Source organism: Clostridioides sp. GD02377 (genome assembly GCF_045899875.1).
Taxonomy (GTDB): Bacteria; Bacillota; Clostridia; order Peptostreptococcales; family Peptostreptococcaceae; genus Clostridioides; species Clostridioides difficile_A.
On sequence record NZ_JBJODA010000045.1, the window covers coordinates 1 to 4,863 of the forward strand.

Below are 4,863 nucleotides of genomic sequence, written 5' to 3' on the forward strand. Positions count from 1 at the left end.
GTTGATGTAATTATAAGGGCTATTGATGAAGCGATAGGGAGTGGAGTTAAGAACTATAGATATGTAAAGACAATCTTAAATAACTGGATAGAAGCAGGTGTAAAAACTAGTTTAGAACTTACAGAGTATCAAAATGAGTTTGAGAGGAAGAAAAAGAGTAAACAGGAGAAGAAGCAGTCTAGCAACAAGGTTGTTAATGCTCCTAGTAAAAGTAAAAAAACTAACTTTCATAATTTTGATGAAACGTTTACTAAGTATTCAAGTGATGAACTAGATGACATTATTAAAAAAAGTCAAAAAGTTAAATTCAAATAAAATTAAATTAAACTTCTAGGAAGTAAATATCATACTATTGCTTCCTAGAAAGGAGGATTAAGATGGGGAGAATATATGCACAGAAAAGTGGTTCTTTGAATGAGCAAGATAGATTGGAATTGTTGAGATTGCTTGGAAAAGCTGGATATACAGTAAGGATTGGTAGAGAGAAACAAAATAGTAAAACTACTTATACTTACTTTGTTGAGTATATAGAAGAACATGAAGAAAAATAAAAAGGAGGCTATTTAAATGAATACAATAACTTTAGTTGGAAGATTGGTCGCAGATGCAGAATTGAAGTATCTTCCTAATTCGGGAACACCTAAAATTTTATTTAGAGTTGCAGTAGATAGGAAATACAAAGATAAAGAGGGCAAAAAGAAAGTTGACTTTATACCTTGTGAACAGTTAGGAAAGCATGTTGAAAATCTTGCACAGTATCTTACAAAAGGTAAACAGATATATGTTTTTGGAGAATTAAATATTGATAATTACAAAGATGATAACGCATGTTGGAAAACTATTATTAAAGTTAATGTGAATGCTTTAGAATTACTTTCTAGTAAAAGTGATAGTAACCCTAAGCAAGAATATATACCACCAGGGCTAGACCCACAAGGTTTTCAAGCAATAGATGATGATGATATACCTTTTTAAGTTAAACAATCTAGGGAGTAGTTATACAATATTACTTCCTAGAAGTTAAAAATATTGGAGGTATGAAAAATGGATTTAAAATTTAGATGTTGGTCGAAGTTATTAAACAAGTTTATTGCTGGAGACTTCAATATAGTAGTAATGAAAAGTGAAAAAACGCATTTAAGAGATTCTGCAGGTTATTATTTTTGCAACTATGATGAGGTTGAATTAATGATATATACAAACATGAATGATTGTGATGGAAAAGAAATCTATGAAGGCGATATTGTTTTATGTAGAAGTATATTTTTTACAGAATTTGCAGGGGAGGTAAAATTTAAAGATGGTTGTTTTATTGCAGTGAATGAAATGTCAGGAGATTGCTTTAGATTATCTGAACTTGAAATAATTAAAGTTGATGGGAATATATATGAAGATTTAAGTAAGTTAAATGATATAAGAAAATGTGATGATGGGGGTATTAGAAATGATAATAATTAGAAGTCAAGATAGATTAGGTTTAATGAGAGCTGATAGAGTTGAAATAGGTTTTAATCAAATGTATGCAATACTTGAAAATGAAAATAGAAAAATAGCTGTATATGAGAATAAAGAAAGAGCTATACAAGTGTTAAATGAAATACAGAAGTTTATTGAAGATGGAGTGAAAATGGATTATATAGATTCTTGCAGAGTTAGACATAATCAAGAGAAAGTATTTGAAATGCCAGTTGAATAAAGGGGGGATGGGACATGACTAAAGTTTGGATAGATGCAGGAGAGTTGTTAGAGAAAACTATGGATTTAGAAATTATGTATGAAAATAATCTAAAAAAAGTAAGAATTAAAAATAAGCAAGAAAATGTTATTGTTTTGAAAACAAATAATAATGTGCAAGGTAGAAAGGGAAAGAAAGTAGAGTGTTTCAATATTAGAACTGGAGAAACTAAAGTATTTGATACTACTGTTGAAGCGAGTAAATATGTGCATTTTACAGATGTTCATATTGCTAACTTAGCAAGAACGGGTAAAGTTTCTAAAAATGGATGGAAAGCTAGATATATTCAAGAGGTGACAGATGGTATTAGCAAATGTAGAGCAAGTAATTAAGTTAGCTGAAAAGATAATAAATAAGAGAAAGTGTTCTGTCAATAAAGCTATTGATATAGCTATAAAAATACTTAGTAAGTATGAATATGAGGGGATGTTGAAGATTAAATTAGGAAAATGATTTTAATTAAGGAGGCTTGATTATGTTGTATTTAGCAAGAATACAGTTTAAAAGAGATGAAAATTCAAAGGTTGAAAGCGGATATATGATTGGGGATGGCTTTACTAAATATTGTTATTTAGATAAAGAATTTAATCCACTACTAAAAGATAAAGATGGTTTTTCACTTTATGACTATAGATTAGACTTTAAGAATCCGTTAGAACTTAAATTGTAAAAGTTTTAGAGTATAAGGAGAAAATTGAAAATGAAAGTACAAATGCAGTTAACTAAAGATAAAGAGGCTTTCAAAGTTTGTGTAAATTCAGAAGAAGTAGAGCTAGAGCGATTGTTTTATGAATTTGCATCACAAATATTAGCTTGTAAAAGAAATGAGAATAAGAAAGTTCAAGGAGATATTGAGAAATGAAATTAAAAGATATTATAAAACTTGGAGAAAAGTATTGTTATTGCCCTAATTGTGGCAATGACAAGATTGGAAATGATGAAGGCAAGTTAATAATTGAAGAACACACATATTATAGGGAGTGTTCCTGTGGGTTTAATATATTAATTGATGATAGGAAGGATGAAATCTAATGAATATATTGGCTAGTGTGATATTAATAATAGGAAGTTTTATAGCTGGTAGAGTTTATGAGTATAGACTGAATTTAAATGAAAATGATGAAATTGATTCAAAGTTACTTTTAGATATCTTTAATGAAATTAGTAAATTAAGAGAAGAAAATAAAATTCTTAAAGAAAAATTACAAGATAAAGATTTCCCATTTATTGATAAATTACTAGATTTTTTTCTTGATAAAAATGTATGTGAATGTTGTGTTTATGATTGCAAGATTAATGATGTTGAATATGATTGTGAAACTGGAATAAAAAAATGGCTTGAAAGCGAGGTAGAAGAATAATGAGTAAGATTTATATATGCAGTACTAAGGGTCTAGAAGAAGTTGAAATACTAAAAGAGACAAAATGTAGATATAGAGTAGAGTTAAATAGCCAATATTTAAAAGCTATTAATAAAAGTGAGCTTGATAGGGGACATGATGGATATGTTGCTTCTTTAAATAAAGATAGAGCTATAAAAATTTGGAATGATGAAATAAACAGAGAAATAGAAAGATTGAAAGGATTTTTATATACAGAAAATATCTAATTAAAACAGTTTACAGGAGGAATAGATTATGGAATATAAAGAATATGAAGATTTAAAAAATAGAGTAGAAAGTTATGAGAATTTACAAGGTAGTGCAGAGTTTGCAGAGCGAGTTATAGAAAATCTTGAGGATGTAGATTGCCCTATAAGAATAGGATTTAAGTTTCCTAACAAAGAGGATTACCAAAAAATAGACCTTGATATAGCTGCTAAAGATTCAAATTCAATTTTTATAAGAACAGAGCTAGCAAAAGCATTTAAAGAAATTTTATCTAAATATGAAATGGATATAGAAAATATCTAACAAAAACAGTTTAGAGAGTTGCAAAAAGTATCTTAATATAAATTATTGTTGGATTATTTTGTGACTCTCAAAAACGAAATAAAGGAGGATTTAAAATGAAAAAATATAAAATTAAGTTTGAGGAAAAAGTGACTTTAGAACATGAAGTTATTGTTGAAATTCCAAACGAAATAAATATAAATGATATTTGTAACTGTATAGAACAAAAGTGTCAAAGAATATATGATATAGCAGATTATATAAAAGAGTTTAATGGGAGACAAATAGACTTTGTAGAAGATACTAGTGGGGAAACTGAAATGGTAGTTGAATCATTTAGAGAGTGCAAGGAGTGATTTTATGACTAATAAAGAAATGTGTGAGTCAAAGAATATCACAGAGAAAGAAAGTTATAAGCGATTTAGTAAAGAGATTTGTGGTAGTTGCAAAAACACTAAGATAGATTGTGAAAGTGAAGATTGTGATATAGCACATAAAACATGGTTGGAGAAGGAGATAGAAAATGAATAAAAGAATCAAGTTTAAAAAAGGGATACTTCATAAAAATTGTGATGAAAGATGTGCCAATTATGACTTTGTAATTAGTAATAAGCTTACAACTTGTAATGTGTGCATAGGGTGCAGATACAAAGAAAATATGGATAAAATATGTCAAGAAAACTATAAGAAATTAAGAAAATAAAATAAATAGTCAAGGTAAGTTTGTGAATGAAACTAGAATGTTATAGACTTACTTTGACTTATAAAAATGAGGTGAGATTATGATTACTACTCAAATGTATAAGATAAATAATGAGATATTTCTAAATGATTTATGCTTGGAAGAAAATAAAGAAATGACAATATGGGTAGAAAAAAATAAAGACACACATGAATTTATATGGTTAAAAATAGCAAATGTAAATGGCAAATTAGCTATATTTGTACAAGATATTGAAGATGCCATAGTAAACGAATGGCAAGGTCAAATAGCATATAAAAAAGTTATATCTCAAATAGAATATGAACAAGTTGAAAAAGGAGAAATAGACTAAAACTTTTAAAGGGTGTGAGCTTATGATACATGAATTGCAGATAGCTTCTAGTACTTTTAAAGATGTAATTAAGAATAAAAAACAAATTGAAGTAGAGTGTACAGCAGATTTTAGAGCAGGAGATACAGTGATATTACAGTCGTTTAAAGATAAAAAATTTACAGGAATTGAAGTAAACAAA

Annotated in this window: 18 protein-coding genes; all 18 read left to right on the forward strand. The window is 28.0% G+C overall.

The features are described 5' to 3' along the window. Window positions 1–315 (forward strand): DnaD domain protein (locus Q3304_RS20495; RefSeq protein WP_407815253.1); only part of this gene is annotated, 315 nt, incomplete at its 5' end. 62 nt (window positions 316–377) lie between these two features. Continuing rightward, entirely contained in the window at window positions 378–551 is a 174-nt protein-coding gene (locus Q3304_RS20500) for a resolvase (protein ID WP_407815254.1), read from the forward strand. 16 nt (window positions 552–567) lie between these two features. Further along, the gene (locus Q3304_RS20505) at window positions 568–975 is read left to right on the forward strand and encodes a single-stranded DNA-binding protein (protein ID WP_407815255.1); all 408 of its coding nucleotides are present in this window, start codon (window positions 568–570) and stop codon (window positions 973–975) included. Between the two features lie 69 nt (window positions 976–1,044). Then, on the forward strand, window positions 1,045–1,458 hold the full coding sequence (locus Q3304_RS20510; RefSeq protein ID WP_407815256.1) for a YopX family protein: 414 nt from the start codon (window positions 1,045–1,047) through the stop codon (window positions 1,456–1,458). Continuing rightward, a complete protein-coding gene (locus tag Q3304_RS20515; RefSeq protein ID WP_407815257.1) occupies window positions 1,445–1,696 on the forward strand; it encodes a hypothetical protein in 252 nt (83 codons plus the stop codon). Before Q3304_RS20510 ends, Q3304_RS20515 begins: the two co-directional genes overlap by 14 nt. Window positions 1,697–1,710: 14 nt before the next feature. Beyond that, window positions 1,711–2,067 carry a hypothetical protein gene (locus tag Q3304_RS20520; RefSeq protein ID WP_407815258.1) on the forward strand — a complete coding sequence of 119 codons (357 nt, stop codon included), beginning with the start codon at window positions 1,711–1,713 and terminating at the stop codon, window positions 2,065–2,067. Next, entirely contained in the window at window positions 2,036–2,188 is a 153-nt protein-coding gene (locus Q3304_RS20525) for a hypothetical protein (protein ID WP_407815259.1), read from the forward strand. The genes Q3304_RS20520 and Q3304_RS20525 overlap by 32 nt, the downstream gene beginning before the upstream one ends. A gap of 22 nt (window positions 2,189–2,210) precedes the next feature. Then, window positions 2,211–2,405, forward strand: coding sequence for a hypothetical protein (locus Q3304_RS20530; RefSeq protein ID WP_407815260.1), 195 nt, complete (start codon window positions 2,211–2,213; stop codon window positions 2,403–2,405). Window positions 2,406–2,435: 30 nt separating this feature from the next. Beyond that, window positions 2,436–2,597: a hypothetical protein gene (locus Q3304_RS20535; RefSeq protein WP_407815261.1), complete on the forward strand. Its 162-nt coding sequence runs from the start codon at window positions 2,436–2,438 to the stop codon at window positions 2,595–2,597. Then, complete coding sequence (locus tag Q3304_RS20540) at window positions 2,594–2,767, forward strand: DUF3797 domain-containing protein (RefSeq protein ID WP_407815262.1); 174 nt, start codon at window positions 2,594–2,596, stop codon at window positions 2,765–2,767. The genes Q3304_RS20535 and Q3304_RS20540 overlap by 4 nt, the downstream gene beginning before the upstream one ends. After that, window positions 2,767–3,096, forward strand: a complete 330-nt coding sequence (locus Q3304_RS20545) for a hypothetical protein (protein WP_407815263.1) — start codon at window positions 2,767–2,769, stop codon at window positions 3,094–3,096. Before Q3304_RS20540 ends, Q3304_RS20545 begins: the two co-directional genes overlap by 1 nt. Next, window positions 3,096–3,344 (forward strand): hypothetical protein, encoded by a 249-nt coding sequence (locus tag Q3304_RS20550; protein ID WP_407815264.1) that lies wholly within the window; start codon window positions 3,096–3,098, stop codon window positions 3,342–3,344. The genes Q3304_RS20545 and Q3304_RS20550 overlap by 1 nt, the downstream gene beginning before the upstream one ends. A 28-nt stretch (window positions 3,345–3,372) precedes the next feature. Continuing rightward, window positions 3,373–3,648: a hypothetical protein gene (locus Q3304_RS20555; protein ID WP_407815265.1), complete on the forward strand. Its 276-nt coding sequence runs from the start codon at window positions 3,373–3,375 to the stop codon at window positions 3,646–3,648. Window positions 3,649–3,743: 95 nt separating this feature from the next. Further along, window positions 3,744–3,983 (forward strand): hypothetical protein, encoded by a 240-nt coding sequence (locus Q3304_RS20560; RefSeq protein ID WP_407815266.1) that lies wholly within the window; start codon window positions 3,744–3,746, stop codon window positions 3,981–3,983. Window positions 3,984–3,987: 4 nt separating this feature from the next. Continuing rightward, window positions 3,988–4,158: a hypothetical protein gene (locus tag Q3304_RS20565; protein ID WP_407815267.1), complete on the forward strand. Its 171-nt coding sequence runs from the start codon at window positions 3,988–3,990 to the stop codon at window positions 4,156–4,158. Further along, window positions 4,151–4,330, forward strand: a complete 180-nt coding sequence (locus Q3304_RS20570; protein ID WP_407815269.1) for a hypothetical protein — start codon at window positions 4,151–4,153, stop codon at window positions 4,328–4,330. The genes Q3304_RS20565 and Q3304_RS20570 overlap by 8 nt, the downstream gene beginning before the upstream one ends. Window positions 4,331–4,409: 79 nt before the next feature. Continuing rightward, window positions 4,410–4,682 (forward strand): hypothetical protein, encoded by a 273-nt coding sequence (locus tag Q3304_RS20575; RefSeq protein WP_223195878.1) that lies wholly within the window; start codon window positions 4,410–4,412, stop codon window positions 4,680–4,682. Between the two features lie 22 nt (window positions 4,683–4,704). After that, window positions 4,705–4,863 (forward strand): DUF3850 domain-containing protein (locus tag Q3304_RS20580; protein WP_407815479.1); only part of this gene is annotated, 159 nt, incomplete at its 3' end.